Origin of the sequence: Geobacillus sp. 46C-IIa (assembly GCF_014679505.1) — a bacterium.
Lineage (GTDB): Bacteria > Bacillota > Bacilli > Bacillales > Anoxybacillaceae > Geobacillus.
In genome coordinates this window covers 2,543,778-2,564,872 of sequence record NZ_CP061474.1, presented here as the reverse complement: position 1 = coordinate 2,564,872, position 21,095 = coordinate 2,543,778, and the positions used below count along the sequence as shown (strand labels likewise).

Sequence of the window (21,095 nt, the reverse complement as noted above, 5' to 3'; positions counted from 1 at the left end):
CGTTCCCGAACACGTTTGGTTCGCTTCTGGGAGCGAAAGGGAACGGTTTATGTTCATAGGGAGGGGATCAAGCATGAACTTTGCCGATTACCGAGGGATATGGGTCTACATTGAAGTGAGAGACGGGAAGGTGGCTCCTGTTTCCTTGGAGTTGCTTGGAGCCGGGCGGATGCTGGCGGATAAACGCGGCACGGAGCTTGGCGGAGTGTTAATTGGAAGCGGTGTCAAATCGCTTGCGCCGACGTTGTTCGCCTATGGGGCGGATGTTGTGTACGTCTATGACGATCCGATTTTTGCCCATTACCGTACAGAGCCGTATATGCGCGCATTGCTTCACTGTTGCCAAAAGTATAAACCGGAAGTGCTGCTGTATGGGGCGACGCCGACCGGAAAAGACTTGGCGAGCGCGATTGCCACTGATTTGCCGACTGGGCTGACGGCGGATACGACGATTCTTGATATTGAGGAGGACACTGGATTATTGCTGGCGAGTCGGCCGGCGTTTGGCGGCAACATCATGGCAACGATTTTATGCAAAAAGTATCGCCCGCAAATGGCGACAGTCCGGCCAAAAGTGATGAAGGCGCTTTCACCCGACCCGGAACGGACCGGCCGGATGATCGAGGAGCAGATCGAGCTGCGCGAGGAACAGATGCGGACAAAAGTGCTCGAAGTCGTAAGAGAAACCGTGAAAAAGGCGCGCATCGACGAGGCGGATATCGTCGTGGCCGGCGGCAAAGGGATGGGCAGCAAAGAAGGATTTCAGCTCATCCATGAGCTGGCGGATGTCCTCGGTGCGGCGGTCGGTGCCAGCCGTGATGTCGTTGAAGCCGGCTGGATCGACCATCATCATCAAGTCGGGCAAACCGGAGTGACGGTGACGCCGAAAATTTATTTCGCCATCGGCATTTCGGGCGCGATTCAACATATTGTCGGCATGCAAAACTCCGAGCTGATCATCGCCATCAATAAGGATCCGAACGCCCCGATTTTCCAAGCGTGCCATTACGGCATTGTCGGCGATGCATTCGAGATTGTGCCGCTATTAATCAAACGGTTTAAAGAAGAGCTCCCCAAATTAAAAGCATCAGCCGATGCGAAGGAGGGAATCCGCCATGCCTGAAAAATTTGACTGTATCGTCGTCGGAGCGGGGCCGGCCGGAACGGCTTGCGCCTATGAGCTTGCCAAAGCCGGAGTCAACGTATTATTGCTTGAGCGCGGCGAATATCCAGGATCGAAAAACGTCATGGGCGGCGTGCTCTATCGAAAAATGATGGAAGACATTATTCCGGAGTTTTATAAAGAGGCGCCGCTTGAGCGCCCGATTGTCGAACAGCGGTTTATGTTGATGGATAAAGAGTCAGCGGTGACGTTCAGCTATAAAGGATTGGAGTGGGGGCGCGAACCGTACAACAACTTTACCGTTTTACGGGCGAAGTTTGACCAATGGTTTGCCGAGAAAGCGGTCGAACAAGGAGCGTTGCTTGTTTGTGAGACGGTGGCGCTCGAATGCATCGTTGAAAACGGCCGCGTCGTCGGTGTACGCACTGACCGCCCAGACGGCGAGGTATACGCCGATGTCGTCGTGCTGGCGGATGGCGTCAATTCGCTTTTGGCGAAACAGCTCGGGTTTCATCGCGAATGGCGGCCGGATGAAGTCGCCTTAGCGACGATGGAAATTTTAAAGTTGGACAAAAAAGTGATTGAAGAGCGCTTCAATCTCGAACCAGGGCAAGGCTGTACGATCGAGCTGTTCGGCGACGCGACGAAAGGCATCTTGGGGACCGGATTTTTATACACGAATAAAGAGACATTAAGCATCGGCGTCGGCACGTTGCTTTCCGGGCTCATCAAACATAAAATCAAGCCGTACGAGCTGCTTGAATACGTCAAAAACCACCCGATGATTCGTCCATATCTCCAAGGGAGCGAGCCAGTCGAGTATTTGGCGCACTTGATTCCAGAAGGCGGTTACCACTCGATGCCGAAAGTGGTCGGGGACGGTGTGCTTGTCGTTGGGGATGCCGCCCAGCTCGTCAACGCCATTCACCGTGAAGGGTCGAATATGGCGATGACTTCCGGACGTCTGGCAGCCGAAACGATCATTATGGCGAAAACATACAACGATTTCTCGGAGAGCATGCTTGACCACTATCGGCTGAAACTGATGGAGAGCTTTATTGTCCAAGACTTGAAGAAGTATAAAGATGCGACCCATCATTTTGATGCGTTCCCGCAATATTTTGAACGCTACATTCCGCTGCTCAACCGGGCGGCCAGCCACATGTTTACCGTCGATGGGGCGTCGAAGTGGGAAAAACAGAAAAAAATTTGGCGCGATCTTGGCTCGATGAAAGAAAAACTCAAATTGGCGCGCGATGTGTTCAAGGCGTGGGAGGTGATGAAATAATGAGCAATCTGCCAACCATTGAGGAAAAGCAATATTTAGTCCGCTTTAATGCCGATACGAAATCCCACCTTCACGTCCTTGACCACGACATTTGCCTGACGAAATGCCCGGATAAAATTTGCACGATTTTCTGCCCGGCGGCGGTGTATAAATGGGAAGGAACGCGGATGCATGTCGGTTATGAAGGCTGCCATGAATGCGGCAGCTGCCGCATCGGCTGTCCGTATGAAAATATTCGTTGGGAGTATCCGAGAGGCGGCCACGGGATCGTCTTTCGGCTAGGGTGATGACCATGTTCCAGATCGGGGATTGCGTCATTTTTGCCTGTGATGGGGCGAGGGGAATCGTGCTTGAAATGAACGATCACTCCTGCCACGTATTATGGGAAGACCGTTTCGTCAGCTGGGAGAAAAAAGAGCTGTTAACGGTCGATGTGGAGTTGACGAAAAGGCAAACTATCCGTGTTTCTTCCGATGTCAACCACCCGTTGTAAGGGTGGTTTTTTGTGGGGGAGGGGGAACAGCGGAACGAAGCGCCCCTAAGTGTGAGAGCGGCATTGGCGGCAAGCTAGTAGGGAGCAACCATCTTTGCGATGACCCGTCCTCGGCCATCGTCGCCTGTTCGTAAGGGCGAATACCAATGACGATTGTGCCTTCACTCTATTTTGCAGCTGCTAAAGTGGACGCATATACAAGCGAAAAGGCCGTGCCAAACATACAATGAAGAAGGAATATAGGAAAAAAGGAGCGGGTTGTTTTGGTGATTGTGTCAGCAACAAACGATCATTACGCCCAACATTTGGCTGTGATGCTCACATCGCTATTAAAACATCAACAAACAGATCGCCCGATCCATATTTACATCTTGTACAGCGATCTGTCCGCCATTAGCATCGCGAAGCTTCAGCGAGCCATCGCTCAGTTTCGCGCATCAGTTGTGTTTCTTCATGTCGATGCCCAGCGATTTGAAGATTTTGCCCCAGGCTCAGGCGGCCAAAAATACATTAGTAAAGAAGCTTACTACCGAATGATCATTCCCGATTTGCTTGACGAAGAGGTTGCAAAAGCGTTATATCTCGATTGCGACATCATCGTGAGAGCGGACCTCACAGAGCTGTGGGATACGGATATTGACGAATATGATCTCGCCGCGGTGGACGAGTCGCGGGTATTGACAAAATCGGATCGGGATATTCGGATGAACAGGCTATCACTGCCCTTAGATTCGTATTATTTTAATTCCGGTGTGCTATTAATCAATGTCAAACGGTGGAGGGAGAAACACATTTCCTCTGAATTAATGGAGTTTGTCAAGTCCCGCGGCGGCCGGCTGGCGTTAATGGATCAAGATGCGTTAAACGCCGTCCTTTACAATCGTTGGCTTCGTCTCGAGGACAAATGGAACTTCACCACCGCCCACTCCTCAAAGCATTCAGCCAAAAAAGCAGCCATTCTCCATTTCACCGGCCCTGACAAGCCATGGAATTCAAAAAGTCCGTTTACGAAAGAGTATCGAAAATACTTGAAACAGTCGTCATGGGAGAAACCGATATGATCGACATGAGCACGCTCATTTCCTTTTTTTACTCTTGGTTTGATAAGGAGGGGCAACCAATTGTTCGAACGTGTGTCCATTCTCATCCCGTACAAACCTGACAACGGCATCCGTGATCGCAACTTTCAGTGGGTAAAAGCCTTTTATGAAACGATGTTTCCGGAAGCGGAAATTTGCGTCGGTATTTCTGATGAGGAGCCTTTTAACAGGGCACAGGCGATTAACTTAGCGGCCAAACAGGCGACGCGGGATATATTCATTATTGTCGATGGGGATATTTTTTGCGATCCGCACGTGATGAAAGAGGCGGTTGAACAGGCGGTCAATGCGCCATGGGTCATCCCGTTTCGCAAAATCGTAAGAATTGGTGAGGAAAGCTCCCGAAACTTGTTGAACGAGCCTCCAACCTGGCCGGTCGAGGTGGCGGATGTTGACATCATTCATACGTCAGAATTCACCTATCTTGGGGGATTGAACATCATTTCCCGCGATCATTTTATGGAAGTCGGGGGCTTTGATGAGCGATTTTCCGGGTGGGGTGGGGAAGACGACGCCTTCAGTTGCGCGGTGAATACGTTATGCGGCCGTTATAAGAGACTCGAGCACACGATTTATCATTTATGGCACCCGCCTGTCGGCTATGAAAACAACCCGAACGGCGAACGCAATTTAGCGCTTCGGCAATTGTACTATGAAGCGAACAACGATAAGGGGAAAATGAAGCGTGTTCTTTCACAGGCAAAAAGCGTTTTTCGCCAACCGGAAAAAAAGAAAGGGGGAAAGGGCAAACAGAAAGAGCCGATCTATATTGCGGCGGCGGCCAACGATGATTACGCTGAGCCGCTGGCGGTGATGTTACGCTCTTTATTGAAAAACAAAAAATCGGGATCTCCCGTTTCCGTTGTTATTATCGATAGCGAGATCAGCGAAAAAAAGAAATCGCTGATCATGAAAGTGGCCGAAAAATATAAGGCAAACGTGGATTTTCAACAGATCGATCCGGTCGTGTACAGCGAGTTTGCGACGTTCGCCTATTTGACGAAAGAAACGTATTACCGTCTGTCCATTCCGGATCTTGTTGATGAAACGGTCGATAAAGTGCTCTATTTAGATTGCGATGTGGTTGTGAAAAAAGACATTACCGAGCTATGGAATACCGATATTCGCGACTACTGTTTAGGTGCGGTTGAGGATCATTGGGTGAAGCAGTCAAGGAACGCCGATTTGTTTATGCCCGAGACCGCCAAGTACTTTAATGCGGGTGTGCTTTTGATCAACTTAAAAAAATGGCGCGAGCATGGCGTGAAAGAGAAAGTGATCGAATTTATTCGCACGCATCCAGACCGCATTAAATATTGCGACCAGGATGCCCTGAACGCGGTTCTTTATAAGCAATGGCTGCCATTAGATCCGAAATGGAATTTCCAGACGTACCATTTGTACGACCCCGTCGCTGTACGAAAACCGGCGATCATCCATTACACTGGGGAGAATAAACCGTGGAATGCTGACCATCCGTTGAAGAAGGATTATCGGAAATACCGAAAAGGGATTTTCCAGTCATGACGCAAACTGGAAGACAAGGAAGAAGCGGGAGAAATTTACTTGTGCTAAACTGGTAAGGGGGCATGGACGCTGTGTCCTCTCTGTTATTGGCCAAGCAGAAATCGATCAATGGATGGAGGAAGGAATGCAAATGAACATCGTTGCGTTGGTCGGAAGTGTGCGAAAAGAGTCATACAACATGAAACTGGTGAAATTGATTCAAGAGCGGTACAAAGACAAATTCCAACTCGACATCGCCGATATCGGGCGGCTGCCGCATTATAATCAAGACGATGAACTGAATCCGCCTGAAGTCGTCGCAGCGTTCAAACGGCAAATCGCTGCCGCTGACGGCGTGTTGATCGTCACACCTGAGTACAATTGGTCGGTTCCCGGCGTGTTGAAAAACGCGCTGGACTGGCTGTCGCGCGTCGATAAGGTGCTCACCAATAAGCCTGTGATGACTGCCGGAGTGTCAGGCGGAATGATGGGAACGATCCGGGCGCAGCTCCATTTGCGCCAAATTTGTTTCCCCCTCTCATTTTGCTGGAAAATTAAAAAACAGGTGTCTGCATCGAAATGTTTATTGTTCATTTTAAAGAAAAAACGGCAGGGCTGCCGTTTTTTTCTGAGTATTCATTTATTTCACATAACGGACCATCGCCACCATGCCGCCCATTCCCTCCATTGCATGCGCGTTCGTTGTATGGTGGGGTTTATGACAGTGAAAGACCCAATTTCCCGGATTGTTAGCCAAAAATTCGATGTTCCATGTTTCTCCTGGCGCTACATTAATCGTGTTTCGTTTTAATCTTGCCATCATAGGAATCGGATTTCCGTCAACCGCGGTGACAATAAACTCATGCCCGTGAAAATGCATCGGATGAGAATCCATACTTACATTGCCAAGGCGAATACGGACGCGTTCGCCATATCGGACAAGTAAAGGAGCAGTATCAGGATAGGCTTTGCCGTTAATTGTGAAGAAATTAAACATCATTGACATTGGGTCGATGTCATATATATTTGGAGCCAATTGTTTGGAAGGATGATCATTCATTGGATGGCTGCTAGTTTGTTGATGCATCCCCATCTGCACAGCCCACTCTTGAAGCAACAGAACATAATCGCGGTCCACAGGTTCTTCGTATATGCCGCGCGAAATAAGCATGCCTGCCAATCCCATTAACTCTTGTTTTGCGTCATGGACATGGCTGTGGTACATAAACGTTCCTGACTGTTGGATGCGAAATTCATACGTAAAACTTTCCCCAGGTTGGATCATCGGGCTGCCTCCAGGGCCGGGTACGCCGTCCATTCGGTTGGAAACAATTAATCCGTGCCAATGGACGGATGTTGCTTCTGGCAAACGGTTTTCGACTGTAATGTGAACATAGTCCCCTTGATTGACAAGAATCGTCGGCCCGGGAATACTTCCGTTGTATCCATACCCGCGGATTTTAATGCCGTTTACCAACTCATGCACGACCGGTTCCGCCCGCAAGTGAAATTGTTTTATCCCGTTTTTGAGAACACGAAATGGCGCATTTTTTACATTGGGCGTGATAATAGGCGTTTGAGGATTTCCGGGCAAGTAACCATGCATTTCCTCTCCCCCTTTAGAGAAAGTATCACCATTTCATCATATGCTGCGGCATGTGTGGATAGTCGTTTTATGAACAGAATACATGCAGGTGTAATACAAAAAGCTGTAATCGGACGACACGTTCTCTATTTTTGTTCAAACTCAGCCGGTGTGTTCACTGACATGGACTAACCTAGTATTTGCACACATATATGTGTACAAATAAACATTTGCAGGAGGGATCATCCGTTGCCGATGTTATTCACTGGGGGAATCGCGGCGGTTTTGTCTTTCGTTGTGATTGCTTTCATCTTTATCAAAAGGAAGAAAATCACATGCATGGCTGGAATGATGGCGGCCATGGCGTTAGGAATGTTGGCGGGGCTGACAGGCGGCCTGCTGGCTGGGATTTCTTACAATGGCAATCTCTTTTTATCAACCATTTTAGGAATGACTTTTGGGTTTTTAGCTGGATTTTTCGCTGGAATGCCGATTAGCATCATGGCCATCATCGACGGTGTTTTATCAGGAGTCATGGGCGGCATGATGGGAGCGATGTTAGGAGAAATGATTGCGCCTGAATATCAAGACCCTACGGTCCACATTATGCTTGTTCTATTTGTTGGAATGACTTGTATTGTTCTATACATGCTTCAACAAGAAGCGGGTTTTAATCATTCATTTTTGATAAATAAACTATTCCATAACCCGCTATGGTTAGCAATCGCCCTTCCGCTGTTTTTCTATTTGTATAACCATTTATATAATGAATTTGCTCGGTCTTCTGATCTTCCAATGACGAATTCGTCCTTGAACCATTTTATGGAGGACCACAACCAAGCTGCACCTCCGTTAAGCATCGAAACAAAGGGGAAAAAGGTAGTGATTGAAGCAACGGAATTTGTTTACCTTCCTAAAAGTCTGCAACTGACTGTAGGGCAACCTGTGACCTTAATTCTAAAAAACAGCGGTCGAGTGGAACATGACATTGAATTCGAAAATATGAAGGCGTCCTTGTTACAGCGGAATGACCATGAAAACCATGCAGAAAATGCGAACGTTCATGTTCATTCCTTGCCAGGGAAAACAGCCGAGGTGACGTTCATACCAATCGAAAGCGGTGTGTTTCGATTTTATTGTACGGTTCCAGGGCATAAAGAATCTGGTATGGTTGGATGGGCGAAAGTTTCATAAGATGATGGCTGCCGAGACCTTCTCGACATTTGTTTTGGCCAATAGAAGGCGTGGCGACCAAAAGGGAAATGAACGTTTGCGAAAGCCTTGACAAATATTTTTATGTTCTTATCAATATTTTCTCCACACTTTTCCTCTATATCTTAAAGTAAGGCAAAAGGAAGATGATGAAAACGTTGTGGATCGGTTTTTGGTCGCATCAAGTGTAAATGGGAGTATTCGATCAATGAAAATGATTTCTAGATGATTCAAGGGGTGATAAGGATGATGAATGGGATGATGAGTGGGATGATGAGTGGCTGGGGGATGATGGGGATTGGCATTCTCGGCTGGTTTCTTCATTTGCTTGCCATTGGATTGGTTGTGTATTTGGCGGTAAAGCTCGCATTGCGCGATAAACGCTGATCGATTCCCCTCTTATTTCATGAACCTCCCTATATGAGAGGAGGGAAGGAGGGAAAATCTTATGTTGAATCGCCGAGAGTTTCTTAGCAGGTCGTTAAAGGGGGCGGCTGGACTGCTGGCTGTTTCGGTATTGCCTGCAGGACTGACTGCCTGCAGCAACGATAAGAAAACGGTGAATACAAGTTCAATGGCTAATCTCGGTCCTCTAAGCGAATTAACAAAAGGGGAATTCCCCCAAAAAGGTGCCGCACAAAGCTACCATAAAAGATGCATGGACTGAACAAGAACGGGAAGGGGTTGTGTACATTAACAAAAATAAAGACGGTTCTTTACTCATTATGTCCCCGGTTTGCACCCATCTAGGTTGCACCGTTGGAGATGCTGAGGAGAACACGCAGAAAACAGGCATCCGCTTTTTATGTCCGTGCCACGCGGGGCAATATAACGAATATGGTATCAATGTAGCGGGGCCGCCGCCAAGACCGTTAGATATATTTGACGCTTATGTTCAAGATGGCAATGTGTATATTGCCGTATTGAGCCCGAGGAAAAGGGAAAAATGAAAATTAGTTTTCCGCAGAAAAGCAGCAGGCCGGAACGTCCAACCTGCTGCTTTTCCCTTTACGGCATGATGCTGATCCCGTTGGGCATTTCGCCTACTTGAACCGTTTGGATTGCCTTGTTTTGTTCTTGATCAATGACGCTTACGGTGTTGTCGAACATATTTGTCACGAAAACATACTTGCCATCCGGGCTCGTGACGACCCCATGCGCCCCGTCTCCTGTCTCAATCGTGGCCACGACTTGTTTTGTTTTGATGTTTACTTTGCTTACGGAATGGGATGGCGTCTCTTTCGTCCCTTGATTGGCGACATAAGCAAACGTATCGTTAGGATCTACATACACTTGGGCTGGCCCTTGCCCGACAGGGACTTTTTCCACTTTCCCGCTTGTTACGTCAACAATGGCCAAGGCATTTTCGGCATTCAACGTTACGACCAACGTTTTGCCGTCCGAAGTAATGCCGGTTGTAACAGGGGTAGATCCTACTTTTATTTTCTTTTCTTCCTTCATCGTTTTTAGATTGAGAACACTTACGCTGTCTTCCCCCATGTTGGCGACATATGCGTATCGACTATCTTTTGAGATACGAAATCCATGTGGGCCTTTCCCGGTTGGAATCGTTTGAATGACGGAGTAGCTCCCCATATCAATCACCGAAACGTCATCGTCCTCATTATTGGTCACGAGAGCGTACTTTCCGTTTTCAGTGAAAACGATATGGGCGGGATGGCGCCCTACTTTCACTTTCTTGATCAATTCATTCGTTTCCGTGTTATAAAACAACGCTAATCCCTTCATATCCATTGACTGGTCATGACCGTGGTGCATTTCCGGAACTAGCGTGGCACCGAGAATGTTTCCGTCGGGAGAAACTTGGACGTTATGGACCGCGCCGTCCACGTTGATCGTTGCGACTACTTCGTTTGTTTTGACATCAATTTTTGAAATGCTTCCGCCCTCGTTGGCAGTGAAATAATAATCGTTTTTCGCCTCTTCTGTTTGTTCAGAGGCGGCTGACTGCCCATTTTTCTCCGGTTCGGTTTTATCTTGAGGGAAATTGGTTGCGCACCCCCCGAGAACAAACGCCAACATCGCCAATAACGATAACCATGCAATCGCGGTTTTGCGCATGAGCGGTTTTCCTCCTTTTGCTTTAGGTTGAGTCTACCGACATGATATTGACAAATGGGTTAGGTTGCTGTGATAAATTTCACAATGGGAATAAAATGTCTTCAAATCGTTACAGTTTATCGAAATTCATAGATTCTGCAAATTTATCATGTAAAATATAAAATAATTTTAAATGGCTAGGTAGAAAATATGCGACGATTTACACTATGCGTGAAGGGGAATGAACATCTATGACAAAAATGAAAAAAGCCATCATCATGACATCCGTCCTTCTTCTTTTAAGCGCCTGTTCATCATCCAACGAAAAACAACAGGCTTTTATTACGAGCAAAGAACAGTCAAAATCGAATGTATCTGTTGCCAATAATCCCTTCTTTAAAGAAAAAAAGGAAGGGAAGATCGAACATTTGCATGGAGTTGGTTATGTACGCAATCAAAATGCGGTTTACTTTGCTACTCATAAAGGGTTGCTCGTTTACCAAAACAATAAGTGGTATGAAACGGTCTCCAATAAACATGATTATATGGGCTTTTCAGCTACGGACGACGGCTTTTATTCATCGGGACATCCTGAAGAAGGTTCATCGTTAGGAAATCCACTTGGTCTTGTGAAAAGTTTTGACAATGGACAAACATTAATGAATTTAGGATTTTATAAAGAGTCCGATTTCCATTATATGACGGTTGGTTATAAAAGCCATACTATCTATGTGGTGAATCAAGAAGAAAATAAAACACTTGGACAAGGGGTATTTTACAGTAAAGACGACGGCAAAACGTGGTCGCCAAGTCAATTGGACGGCTTGCCGCAAACGGCGGCGGGAACGATTGCCGCTCACCCGACGGATGAAAATATGGTCGGAATTAGTACAGCCGAAGGAGTGTTCATTTCGAGAGATAACGGGAATACGTTTGAGCGGTTTACGAGAAAAATGGATACGACGACATTTACGTTTCAAGAGAAGTCCGTTGTATTTGCGGCTGTAGAGAATGGTCAGCCTGTACTCATCAAACAATCATTAGACACAAAGCAAGAAGAGGTTCTTTCTGTTCCGCCATTGGATGAAAAAGACCATATCATGTATATCACTTCAAATCCAGGAGACGACAAAGAAATAGTGATTGTTACGATGAAGGGGAATATTTTTATGACAAAAAATAACGGTGACAGTTGGACAAAACTAGCATCAGAAGGGGAAATATAGAGACATGCGGGCGCATGTCTTTTTGTTTGCCTAAAAATATATCGCTCCATAATTTTTGCAAAATTCACTGCTACAATATAAGTAATAGATGAAGAGGGTGAGAAAAAGAGTGTATTCATTCCTAAGCCAAATCAGCAACCTGCTAAGCCAGCCGTTTCTTAATATGACCAACAGCACAACAGCATTTCCTATTTTGTCAGCGTTTCTTCTTGGCATCGTCGGAGCGATGGCTCCGTGCCAGCTGACTAGCAACCTAGGAGCAATCACATTGTACAGCAACCAATCTCTGCAAAAGGGGATCGCTTGGAGAGAGCTGCTTTTATTTATTTTCGGAAAGATCATTGCTTTCTCCGGATTAGGCTTGATCGTCTGGTTGATGGGGAAGGAGATTCAAAGTACACTGACACTATACTTTCCATGGTTAAGAAAGCTCATTGGACCGATTCTTATTCTCGTAGGCTTGTATTTGTTAGGGCTTTTTAAAATGTATTGGAATGTCACTTTGTTCAGAGTGCCGGAGAGATGGGCAAAAGGAAAAATCGGCTCGTTTTTCATGGGATTAGGTTTTTCGTTAGCTTTTTGTCCAACGATGTTTGTTCTATTTTTTGTGACTCTCATGCCTCTCGTATACTCAACGTCTTATGGAGTGTTGTTGCCGAGCGTCTTTGCCGTTGGAACTTCTATACCGGTTATTTTATTCATCCTCATCCTTTGGTACTTAGGATTGAGCGGTACTGTCATGAAAAAAGGAAGACGGGTAGGGAAGCTCATTCAGCAAACCGCTGGAATTGTGATGGTATTACTGGGCATGTTAGATACCATCACTTATTGGTTTTAAAAACATATTAGTGATTGGAGAAGCAGCCAAAAACATTCCAGACGAAATCAGGCAAGCATCCCCATATATTGAATGGAGAAAGATGGCTGGCATGAGGGATATGCTGATCCACAGTTATTTCTCCATTAATTATCGAATTGTGTGGGATGTCGTTCGAAATAAGATTCCTGTGTGAAAACAGCACGCTGAACGATTGCGAAATGAAAGTTAGACTTCAATTCAAACCGTATACGCTGTTTGGGGATAGCTCGTTATCCAAAAAAGGGGATTGGCCTAAGGGAGTGATTTTTCTTAAACAAAATAAACATATTGTTTTTTGGTGATTGTTTTATACCTATATATGGTAATAAGAAGAAAGGGGCTGACCGAAAACGAATTTGTGTTTTGGGTCAGCCCCTTCAGCTTTTTTATTCACCTTTATTGGTTGTGTCATTCGGATCTGGAGTATAGTCCGATTTGTAGTCGGTATATTTGACTTCTGTCACCATTCCCGCTGAAGCATGGTGCAAGTCATGGCAATGGAACATCCAATTTCCCGGATGATCCGCTTTAAACGCGACGACATATTCTTCACCAGGGTTTACATTTAAGGAATCCTTGATCAATGGAGAGCCTGTGACCGGCTTGCCGTTTTTGCTTAACACTTGGAAGAAATGGCCGTGTAAATGCATCGGATGTACATCCATCGGCGAGTTGTTCACGATTTTTACTTTTACTAAATCTCCTGTCTTCACATGAATAGGCGCTGTGTCAGGATACGTTTTTCCATTAATCGTGAAAATCATGCCATTTTTGCCCATGGCCGTTCCTAAATCCATTGTATACTCTACATCATATTTTTGGTCTAACGTAAATGGACCTGCTTCATATTTTCCATATGTTGTCATATCCACGACAGGGAGGTTTTCTTTTGCATTTGCTTTGTCCGTATTGTTTGCTTGTCCTTCGTATTGAATTTTCACTTTCATGCCATCGGCACCTTTCATATTCCCGTGACATTCTAATAACCATTCACCCGGGTGATTGGCGATAAACTCAATGTCGTAGCGCTCACCCGGAGCGATATTCAACAGTTCATCTTTGATTGGTTGCGGGTTCTTTAGCGGTTGGCCGTCCGTTGCGACAATTTTAAACTCATGTCCATGCAAATGAAGCTTGTGGGACATGTACCCTGCATTGACAAGACGAAGTCGCACTTTTTCGCCTTTTTTCACTTTTAACGGTTCAATAGCCGCTCCGCTTTTTCCGTTAATCGTGAAAAGATCGTACATATTCATGTTATGTCCCATGCTGTTCATATCCATTTGTTGGCCATCGGAACTATTTCCATGTCCCGTATGGCTATGGTTCATGCTGCTCATATTCATGTCCATATGGCTTTCGGCGTCCGGGTCGCTCATCCATTCGTCTAACACAAGAGTATAGTCCCGATCCACTTTTTCCTCATTTTTTGGTTCGACGATCAACGTGCCGTATAATCCTTTGTCCACTTGCTCTGCGCTTTTTTGATGGGAATGATACCAATACGTTCCCGGTACCGTTGCTGTAAATTCATACGTAAACGTTTCACCCGGTTTAATGGCGTCCATCGTGACACCCGGTACTCCATCTTGACTGTTAGGAACAGGATAGCCGTGCCAGTGAATCGTAACCGGTTCTGGCAATTCATTTTTTACTACGATTTTTACTTTGTCTCCTTGCTTCACGCGGATTTGTGCACCAGGCACGGATCCATTATACGTGTATACCGGGAGTTTGATTTGACCATTAATGGATAATAACGCTTCCTTCGCAGTAAGGTGAATTTCTTTCCCGGATAATACTTCTGTATTGGTTGCTAAAGGCAATTGCTGCTGGCTCGTTTCTGCGGAAGTATTTTCTTTTTTCTTATTCATTCCAGACATGTCGTGTCCCTGCATGGAAGATGGATTTGAGCAAGCTGCGCCAATCGCTACTACCCCTGCGAACATGGCGCCGAGCAGCCATTTCTTCATTTCGTTTTCCCTCCTTAAGCTTGTAGTGGGAGATGCAATAATATGATAAAAAATAGATGTGCAAAATGTATGGAGAAAATCGTTCAATCGAAATGTAAAAAAAAGCAAGCGATTCGGATTCGCCGATGTCTAACGGCGATACGTAATCGCTTGCCCTCCCATTTGAGCCCAAGCGTCGATAAAGTCTTGTTTCGGTGCTTTTTGATTTTTGACAGCGGTCAATGGATCATTGAAATAAATGTACTGCTCATCGTATCCCGTAATGAGCACCGCGTGTTCCCGATACGTGATTTTGATCGGTCCTTGCGAGGGGGGGCATTCTCGAAAGGCAGAGAGAGGAAGAGGACGAAAGGTGGTGTTTGTGATCTTATAACATGTATGTGTTTAAAGTAACAGAGCTATGTGCAAAAATGGTGAAATTCACACTTTCTCCATATTTTATCGTTAATATTATGAGGAACTGAAAATCTTGCAAGCAGTTTTCCTGAAAAAATGGAAACAGATTGTTTTTGAAACTTGATTTTGTGTACGATAGAATGAAAATGTCTTTGTATAAATCATTCTTCATCTTCGTTTTAGACAAAAAGGTTTTTGATGTTGTTTTTGGATTCTTCTTACAAAGTGGAGGGACAATCATCACAATGTGCGGTTTTATTGGCTGTATCCATGATCGCCCGAGAGCGATGGAGCAAACATGGAAAACGATGTTGGTGGAGATGAACCGCCTGATTACCCATCGCGGCCCCGACGATGAGGGGTATTTTTTTGATGACTACGTGAGTTTTGGTTTTCGGCGTTTGAGCATCATCGATCTGGAGGCGGGACATCAGCCGCTGTCTTATGAAAATGATCGATATTGGATCATTTTTAATGGGGAAATTTACAACTATCTTGAATTGCGGGAAGAGCTGGCGGCGAAAGGATATTCGTTTGCGACGCATTCGGATACCGAGGTGATTGTTGCCCTTTACAGCGCGGAAAAAGAAAAAGCGGTCGAAAAGCTGCGCGGGATGTTTGCGTTTGTCATTTGGGACAAGCAAGAGAAAACGGTGTTTGCGGCGCGGGATCCGTTTGGCATCAAGCCGCTTTTTTATGCGGAGCAAGGAGACCGCACGTTTTTCGCTTCGGAAAAGAAAAGCGTCGTGCTGGCCCTCGGACAGGAATCGCCAAACAGCGACTCCCTGCAGCATTATTTAACGTTCCAATATGTCCCTGAGCCCCTGACGATGTCAGACGGCATTTACAAGTTGGAGCCCGGGCATTATCTCAAGAAAAAAGTCGGAAAATCGCTCACCATTCATCGTTATTGGAAGGCATCCTTCGAGCCCATTCGCCAATCGGAAGAGGAGCTTATCAAGAAAATCCGCGATGCGCTGTTTGATTCGGTCAACGTCCATATGCGCAGCGATGTGCCGGTCGGTGCGTTTTTGTCGGGAGGCATTGATTCATCGTTCATCGTCGCCATCGCGAAACAATTCCATCCGCACTTGAAGACTTTTTCCGTCGGGTTTGAGCGGGAAGGGTTCAGTGAAATCGATGTCGCAAAAGAAACCGCAGAGAAGCTCGGGGTAGAGAACATGAGCTATGTTATTTCGCCGCAGGAGTATATGGAAGAGTTGCCGAAAATCATGTGGCATATGGACGATCCGCTTGCCGATCCTGCGGCTGTGCCGCTGTATTTTGTCGCTCGTGAGGCGAGAAAGCATGTCACGGTTGTGCTTTCCGGCGAGGGGGCGGACGAGCTGTTTGGCGGCTACAACATCTACCGCGAACCAGAGTCGTTGCGGCTGTTTGCGCGCATGCCAAACATTGTAAAAACTGTGCTGCGGATGATCGCGAAGCTGCTTCCGGATGGAATGAAAGGAAAAAGCTTTTTGGAGCGCGGCACGACACCGCTTGAAGAACGGTATATCGGCAATGCGAAAATGTATAGCGAAAAGGAAAAAGCGGCGTTGCTCAAAACGTATCAAGAGGGGCGCGAATATACGACAGTGACCGCTCCTTTTTACCGCGAAGCGCTGCATTACCCACCCGTCAACCGGATGCAGTATATTGATCTTCATACATGGCTGAGGGGTGATATTTTAGTCAAGGCAGATAAAATGACGATGGCCCATTCGCTTGAGCTGCGCGTTCCTTTTTTAGATAAAAAGGTGTTTGAGGTTGCTATGCAAATCGCCCCTGACATGAAAACAGCCAACGGCACGACGAAATATATTTTGCGCAAAGCGGCTGAGGGCATCGTACCGGATCATGTGTTAAACCGAAAAAAATTAGGGTTCCCCGTGCCGATTCGCCACTGGCTGAAAAACGAAATGTATGACTGGGCGAGACAGCTCATCCACGAAAGCGAGACCGATCATCTGTTCCATAAGAACGTACTCTATCGGCTGCTGGATGAACATGCCCGCCACAAGGTGGACCATAGCCGCAAGCTGTGGACGGTCTTGGCGTTTATGGTTTGGCATCAAGTGTATGTGGAAGGGAAGTATGATTTTGTCCGATCAGCGCAGACAGACGAAAGACGGGTGTCGGGTTTGGAAACGTAACAGGAAAAGAACAGTAGGGTCGTCCCAGAATACACCTGGGACGCTTTTTTTGCGCAGTTGAGTCTATCAATGGGAATCAATGTTTCGTTGACGTTTCGAAATTTCTTGAGCGGTGAGTAGACTCAAAGCCCCTAGCTGGGCTGCCAGATTGGTTTTGCTCAATACGGCTGCATCTCCCGCCTGTTTGACGAATTCGAACGTCCTTTCTTCTCTTTTGTTCTGATTTTTCTCAGCTATCCAGTTTGTTCGTACTTGCAAAATTACGCACTTTGTTATATGCTAGTTCCATCAGTTGCATCAAGCACTATATTACTATATATTGAATTAGTGGGAATTGAATACAACTACATATAGTTCGACCAAGCAATGGTGTCCATCAGGACTTAATAGGGAATCCGGTGTGAATCCGGAACTGCCCCCGCAACTGTATGTGCGGACGAAATGGGATGGCCACTGGCGGCAAGAGCCATTCAGCGCCCCGCTGGGAAGGCCCCAAAGTAGGACGATGCACGAGTCAGGAGACCTGCCTTGCTTGGAACGTTTCATGTTCTTCGGGGTGTGAGAAGATGAAACGATAGGGGAAAAGAAAAAGGGAGTTCGTCTGCCTTTTTCCATCTGTCGTTTCATCCGCTCGCCTGCCCGAGCGGATTTTTTTATGGAAGGAGTGGGGAAACGAATGACAGTGTCTACGAAGTCTATTGTTGTCGATGATCAAGGAAAAGACAAATCGTTTCGGCGCGAGGAGTTTGCCATGCTGGTGGAGCGGGCGGCGGCAGGCTTTGCCCGTTTGTCGCTTGAGGAATATGAAGAACGTGTATGGCAGCTTCTCAGCCGAAAAGAGATGGTCACCGTCGAGCAACTGTATCAAACCGCCATTTTGGAAGGGCTGTCGTATATTAGTGAGGAGGAGCCGGAATGGACATTTGTGTGCGCCCGGCTGTATTTGCAGCAACTGTACCGAGAGGCAGCACGGCAGCGCAAGTACGATGAGCGTGATCGGTATGGCGATTTCTACTCCCTGCTTGTTGCGCTGACGGAACAAGGAGTGTATCATCCGCTGCTGCTTGAACGTTATACGAAAGAAGAAATTGAGTCCATCGGTGCGCTTCTTGACCCCAAGAACGACAAGTTGTTTACGTACATAGGATTGCGCACGCTCGCGGACCGGTATTTGGCCCGCGATTATGAGCAGCGGCTGTATGAATTGCCGCAGGAGCGATTTTTGATCATCGCCATGACGCTTATGGCGAATGAGCCGCCAAAGCGGCGGCTTGAGTTGGTGAAGGAAGCGTATTGGGCGTTAAGCAACCTATACATGACCGTGGCGACGCCGACGCTTGCCAATGCCGGGAAGTCATACGGCCAGCTGTCGAGCTGCTTTGTTGATACGGTCGATGACAGCTTGCAGGGGATTTACGACAGCAATACCGACATCGCCAATTTATCGAAATCGGGCGGCGGCATCGGCGTCTATTTAGGAAAAATCCGGTCGCGCGGCAGCGATATCAAAGGATTCAAAGGGGTCTCCTCCGGCGTCATCCCGTGGATGAAGCAGCTGAACAATACAGCGGTGAGCGTCGATCAGCTGGGGCAGCGAAAGGGAGCCATTTCCGTCTATTTGGATGTGTGGCATAAAGACATTTTTGCGTTTCTCGATGCGCGGCTCAACAACGGCGACGAACGGCTGCGGACGCATGATTTGTTCACCGGCGTTTGCATCCCTGACTTGTTCATGGAACAGGTCGAACAGCGCGGCGACTGGTATTTGTTTGATCCGCATGAAGTGCGGAAGGTGATGGGATTTAGCTTGGAAGACTTTTATGACGAGGAAAAAGGGAGCGGGAGTTTCCGCGAAAAATACCGGCAATGCGTCAACGAACCAAGGCTGTCGAAAGAAAAAGTGCCGGCGATCGAAGTCATGAAAAGCATTATGCGCAGCCAGCTCGAATCGGGGACGCCGTTCATGTTTTATCGCGATGAAGTGAATCGGCAAAATCCGAATCGCCACCTCGGGATGATTTACTGCAGCAACCTTTGCACGGAAATCGCGCAAAACCAAAGCCCGACGGTGATGAAGCGGCAATATGTGAAAGACGGGATGATCGTGATCGAAAAAATCCCGGGCGATTTTGTCGTCTGCAATTTATCGTCGATCAACTTGGCGCGCGCGGTGACCGATGGGGTTTTGGAGCGGCTCATCCCGATTCAAATGCGGATGCTCGATAATGTCATTGATTTAAACAACATTCCGGTGCTGCAGGCCGGCTTGACGAACGAAAAATACCGCGCTGTCGGGCTCGGCACCTTTGGCTGGCATCATTTGCTGGCGTTAAAAGGCATTCGCTGGGAGTCGGAGGAAGCGGTGCGTTACGCCGATGAACTGTATGAAATGATCGCGTATTTGGCGATTCAAGCGAGCATGGAGCTCGCTAAAGAAAAAGGGAGCTACCCGGCGTTTGCGGGATCGGATTGGCAAACGGGTGCTTATTTCGAACGGCGCGGCTACCAAAGCCACGGCAAGCTCGATTGGGACCGACTCAAGAGCAATGTGGCCCGTTACGGGGTGCGCAACGGCTATATCATGGCCATCGCCCCGAACGCCTCGACATCGATCATCGCTGGCAGCACGGCGAGCATTGATCCCATTTTTTTAAAAGTGTATGCCGAGGAAAAGAAAGATTATAAGATTCCTGTGACCGTGCCGGATCTAAACGAACAGACAACATGGTATTACAAATCGGCGCACCATATCGACCAGCGTTGGAGCATCAAGCAAAACGCCGCTCGCCAGCGCCATGTCGACCAAGCCATCTCATTTAACTTCTACGTCATGAACACGATTAAGGCAAAAGAGTTGCTCGATTTGCATTTGACAGCGTGGAAGTCGGGGTTGAAAACGACGTATTACGTGCGCTCGACATCGGGGACGATCGAAGAGTGCGATTCGTGCGCGAGCTGACCAAAGGGGGGCAACAAACGCCCTTGGTCGGGCGGAGCGTCCACGGTTGGCCGCGCATCACGATACTTGAAAGAGAAAGGAAGGAATCGACACCATGACGATCCGCTTAGTCAAACGGCCAATTATGGATCCAGAGGCGCCGAACCGTTCGACGGGCATCATCAACGGCCGCTGTTCGAATGTGTTGAACTGGGATGATATTGCCTATCCGTGGGCGTATGCGAAATATAAGCGAATGCTCGCCAACTTTTGGACGCCGTTTGAAATCAATATGGCGCAAGATGTGAAGCAGTTTCCGCAATTAACCGCCCGCGAGCAGGAGGCGTTTTTGAAAATCATCGGTCTCCTAGCGCTGCTTGACAGCATTCAAACCGACTACGCCGGGCGCGTCGCCGATTACATTACGGACTCGAGCATCAACGCGCTTATGATCATGCTCGCCCAGCAGGAAGTCATTCACAACCATTCGTATTCGTACGTGCTCTCAAGTCTAGTGCCGAAAACGAAGCAAGATGAAGTATTCGACTTTTGGCGGAACGAACCGACGCTGCGCAAGCGGAACGATTTTGTGACGAACGGCTACAAGGCGTTTGCCGAAGAGCCGAACGTGGAACATTTGCTGCAGTCGATCGTCTTTGATGTCATTTTAGAAGGATTGTTTTTCTACTCGGGATTCGCCTTTTTCTACAACCTCGCGCGCCAACAAAAAATGGTGGCGACGAGCACGATGATCAATTACATTAACCGCGACGAGCATATTCATGTCGATTTGTTTTCGAAAATTTTTAAAGAAGTGTTGAACGAATACCCGGAGTATCGCACGCCCGAGTTAGCCGATTTTGTCCGCAATGCGTTTATGAAAGCAGCCGAGCTGGAAATCGAGTGGGCGCGGGAAATCATCGGCCATGATATCGATGGCATCGACTTGGCTGATTTGGAAGCGTACATTAAGTTTTACGCCAACGTCCGCGCCCATCAGCTTGGGTTCGACCGTCCGTTTGACGGCTACCGGACAAACCCGCTCCGCTGGATTAAGGCGTACGAAGAAGTCGATCTTGGCAAATCAGATTTCTTTGAGCAAAAACCGCGCCAATATACGAAAGTGCAAGTCGATAACGGATTTGATGAATTATAATGAGGAAAGCCACGTTTGACTATGCT

The 21,095-nt window shown here is 47.3% G+C and carries 18 protein-coding genes, 2 pseudogenes and 1 riboswitch; of the genes and pseudogenes, 16 read left to right on the top strand and 4 right to left on the bottom strand.

From position 1 onward, the window contains the following. Positions 1 to 73 precede the first annotated feature (73 nt). The 7 genes and pseudogenes from IC803_RS12680 to IC803_RS12650 all read left to right on the top strand — a co-directional run. A complete protein-coding gene (locus IC803_RS12680; protein ID WP_081209886.1) occupies positions 74 to 1,123 on the top strand; it encodes an electron transfer flavoprotein subunit alpha/FixB family protein in 1,050 nt (349 codons plus the stop codon). After that, the gene (locus IC803_RS12675; protein ID WP_081209884.1) at positions 1,116 to 2,411 is read left to right on the top strand and encodes an FAD-dependent oxidoreductase; all 1,296 of its coding nucleotides are present in this window, start codon (positions 1,116 to 1,118) and stop codon (positions 2,409 to 2,411) included. Before IC803_RS12680 ends, IC803_RS12675 begins: the two co-directional genes overlap by 8 nt. After that, a complete protein-coding gene (locus IC803_RS12670; RefSeq protein ID WP_081209882.1) occupies positions 2,411 to 2,698 on the top strand; it encodes a ferredoxin family protein in 288 nt (95 codons plus the stop codon). Before IC803_RS12675 ends, IC803_RS12670 begins: the two co-directional genes overlap by 1 nt. 5 nt (positions 2,699 to 2,703) lie before the next feature. After that, positions 2,704 to 2,904, top strand: coding sequence for a hypothetical protein (locus tag IC803_RS12665; protein ID WP_081209880.1), 201 nt, complete (start codon positions 2,704 to 2,706; stop codon positions 2,902 to 2,904). Between the two features lie 266 nt (positions 2,905 to 3,170). Further along, entirely contained in the window at positions 3,171 to 3,965 is a 795-nt protein-coding gene (locus tag IC803_RS12660; protein ID WP_223812079.1) for a glycosyltransferase family 8 protein, read from the top strand. A gap of 60 nt (positions 3,966 to 4,025) precedes the next feature. Further along, entirely contained in the window at positions 4,026 to 5,531 is a 1,506-nt protein-coding gene (locus IC803_RS12655; RefSeq protein WP_158083296.1) for a glycosyltransferase, read from the top strand. A 130-nt stretch (positions 5,532 to 5,661) separates the two neighbouring features. Further along, a pseudogene (locus IC803_RS12650) lies at positions 5,662 to 6,036 on the top strand (NADPH-dependent FMN reductase); the annotation flags it as partial. A 114-nt stretch (positions 6,037 to 6,150) separates the two neighbouring features. On the opposite strand, the gene IC803_RS12645 reads toward IC803_RS12650, so the two are convergent. Then, positions 6,151 to 7,116, bottom strand: a complete 966-nt coding sequence (locus IC803_RS12645; protein WP_081209874.1) for a multicopper oxidase family protein — start codon at positions 7,114 to 7,116, stop codon at positions 6,151 to 6,153. 234 nt (positions 7,117 to 7,350) lie between these two features. Here IC803_RS12645 and IC803_RS12640 point away from each other — a divergent pair, with 234 nt between their 5' ends. The 3 genes from IC803_RS12640 (at position 7,351) to IC803_RS18210 (ending at position 9,257) form a co-directional block, all read left to right on the top strand. Beyond that, the gene (locus IC803_RS12640) at positions 7,351 to 8,289 is read left to right on the top strand and encodes a plastocyanin/azurin family copper-binding protein (protein ID WP_081209872.1); all 939 of its coding nucleotides are present in this window, start codon (positions 7,351 to 7,353) and stop codon (positions 8,287 to 8,289) included. A 264-nt stretch (positions 8,290 to 8,553) separates the two neighbouring features. Continuing rightward, entirely contained in the window at positions 8,554 to 8,694 is a 141-nt protein-coding gene (locus IC803_RS12635) for a hypothetical protein (RefSeq protein ID WP_158083295.1), read from the top strand. A 338-nt stretch (positions 8,695 to 9,032) separates the two neighbouring features. Next, entirely contained in the window at positions 9,033 to 9,257 is a 225-nt protein-coding gene (locus IC803_RS18210; protein ID WP_233134473.1) for a QcrA and Rieske domain-containing protein, read from the top strand. Positions 9,258 to 9,315: 58 nt separating this feature from the next. Here IC803_RS18210 and IC803_RS12625 read toward each other — a convergent pair whose 3' ends face one another. Continuing rightward, positions 9,316 to 10,389: a YncE family protein gene (locus tag IC803_RS12625; RefSeq protein ID WP_081209870.1), complete on the bottom strand. Its 1,074-nt coding sequence runs from the start codon at positions 10,387 to 10,389 to the stop codon at positions 9,316 to 9,318. Positions 10,390 to 10,619: 230 nt separating this feature from the next. On the opposite strand from IC803_RS12625, the gene IC803_RS12620 reads away from it, so the two are divergent. The 3 genes from IC803_RS12620 to IC803_RS12610 all read left to right on the top strand — a co-directional run bounded on the left by IC803_RS12620 (position 10,620) and on the right by IC803_RS12610 (position 12,607). After that, positions 10,620 to 11,594, top strand: a complete 975-nt coding sequence (locus IC803_RS12620; protein ID WP_081209868.1) for a F510_1955 family glycosylhydrolase — start codon at positions 10,620 to 10,622, stop codon at positions 11,592 to 11,594. A gap of 109 nt (positions 11,595 to 11,703) precedes the next feature. Then, positions 11,704 to 12,432 carry an urease accessory protein UreH domain-containing protein gene (locus tag IC803_RS12615; protein WP_081209866.1) on the top strand — a complete coding sequence of 243 codons (729 nt, stop codon included), beginning with the start codon at positions 11,704 to 11,706 and terminating at the stop codon, positions 12,430 to 12,432. A gap of 10 nt (positions 12,433 to 12,442) precedes the next feature. Further along, complete coding sequence (locus tag IC803_RS12610; RefSeq protein ID WP_223811967.1) at positions 12,443 to 12,607, top strand: HepT-like ribonuclease domain-containing protein; 165 nt, start codon at positions 12,443 to 12,445, stop codon at positions 12,605 to 12,607. Between the two features lie 232 nt (positions 12,608 to 12,839). Here IC803_RS12610 and IC803_RS12605 read toward each other — a convergent pair whose 3' ends face one another. Both IC803_RS12605 and IC803_RS12600 read right to left on the bottom strand, forming a co-directional pair. Next, positions 12,840 to 14,426 (bottom strand): multicopper oxidase family protein, encoded by a 1,587-nt coding sequence (locus IC803_RS12605; RefSeq protein WP_081209864.1) that lies wholly within the window; start codon positions 14,424 to 14,426, stop codon positions 12,840 to 12,842. Positions 14,427 to 14,555: 129 nt separating this feature from the next. Next, a pseudogene (locus IC803_RS12600) lies at positions 14,556 to 14,792 on the bottom strand (C39 family peptidase); the annotation flags it as partial. A 275-nt stretch (positions 14,793 to 15,067) separates the two neighbouring features. Here IC803_RS12600 and asnB point away from each other — a divergent pair. The 3 genes from asnB to IC803_RS12585 all read left to right on the top strand — a co-directional run bounded on the left by asnB (position 15,068) and on the right by IC803_RS12585 (position 21,069). Next, positions 15,068 to 16,975, top strand: a complete 1,908-nt coding sequence (asnB, locus tag IC803_RS12595) for an asparagine synthase (glutamine-hydrolyzing) (RefSeq protein ID WP_081210045.1) — start codon at positions 15,068 to 15,070, stop codon at positions 16,973 to 16,975. Positions 16,976 to 17,325: 350 nt separating this feature from the next. Then, a riboswitch (cobalamin riboswitch) is annotated at positions 17,326 to 17,521 on the top strand. 130 nt (positions 17,522 to 17,651) lie between these two features. After that, the gene (locus IC803_RS12590) at positions 17,652 to 19,934 is read left to right on the top strand and encodes a ribonucleoside-diphosphate reductase subunit alpha (RefSeq protein ID WP_081209862.1); all 2,283 of its coding nucleotides are present in this window, start codon (positions 17,652 to 17,654) and stop codon (positions 19,932 to 19,934) included. A 94-nt stretch (positions 19,935 to 20,028) separates the two neighbouring features. After that, positions 20,029 to 21,069, top strand: coding sequence for a ribonucleotide-diphosphate reductase subunit beta (locus tag IC803_RS12585; RefSeq protein ID WP_081209860.1), 1,041 nt, complete (start codon positions 20,029 to 20,031; stop codon positions 21,067 to 21,069). Positions 21,070 to 21,095 lie beyond the last annotated feature (26 nt).